Here is a 618-nt window from a genome sequence, read left to right as displayed (position 1 = left end):
AGGTCGATGTAGCGAAGTCGGCGCCCGCTGACGAGCCCGCAGCGACTGCACCTGCCGATGAGCAGTCGGAGGCTGATGAGCCAGCAATGGATGAAGCTGCCTGATATGCAGTAATCCGCTTGCAGCAAGCCTGACCTCGAATCTCCGATTCGAGGTTATGACAGAAAACCCGGATTGGCGTGAGCTGATCCGGGTTTTTTGTGGTCGCAAGTTAGGCAGTCGTTACTCACTTCGAACGGAGAACAGCATGAGCAAGACAGTCAACACCATCGATCCAAGCACCGGCGAGCGGATTGCCGAATATCACTTGCTGAGCGAAGAGCAGGCCAATGCGGCGATTGAACGCGCTGATGCCGCCTTCCAGAGCTGGCGAATGGAGAGCCTGGACAAGCGCGCCAAGGTTCTCAACAAGATGGCCGACCTGATCGAGCAGAACAGTGATGAGCTGGCGCAGCTGATGACCCGCGAGATGGGCAAGCCGATTGCCCAGGGTGGCCAGGAGTGCCAGCTGTGCGCAGCCATCTGCCGTTACTCTGCCGAACAGGGGCCTGAGCAGTTGAAGGACGAAACCCGGCCGCTGCAGGGTGGACGCGCGCTGATTACCTACCAGCCCATCGG

General features: G+C 59.2%; 1 protein-coding gene. It reads left to right on the top strand.

Going from position 1 to position 618, the window contains the following annotated elements:
• Positions 1-247: 247 nt before the first annotated feature.
• On the top strand, positions 248-618 hold a 371-nt coding region (locus V7756_RS18995; protein WP_335611763.1), incomplete at its 3' end, for an aldehyde dehydrogenase family protein.

Origin of the sequence: Halopseudomonas sp. (assembly GCF_036961105.1) — a bacterium.
In the GTDB taxonomy this organism is placed as follows: Bacteria; Pseudomonadota; Gammaproteobacteria; order Pseudomonadales; family Pseudomonadaceae; genus Halopseudomonas.
The sequence above is the reverse complement of the archived record's forward strand: the minus strand, read 5'-3'. Positions and strand labels throughout refer to the sequence as shown.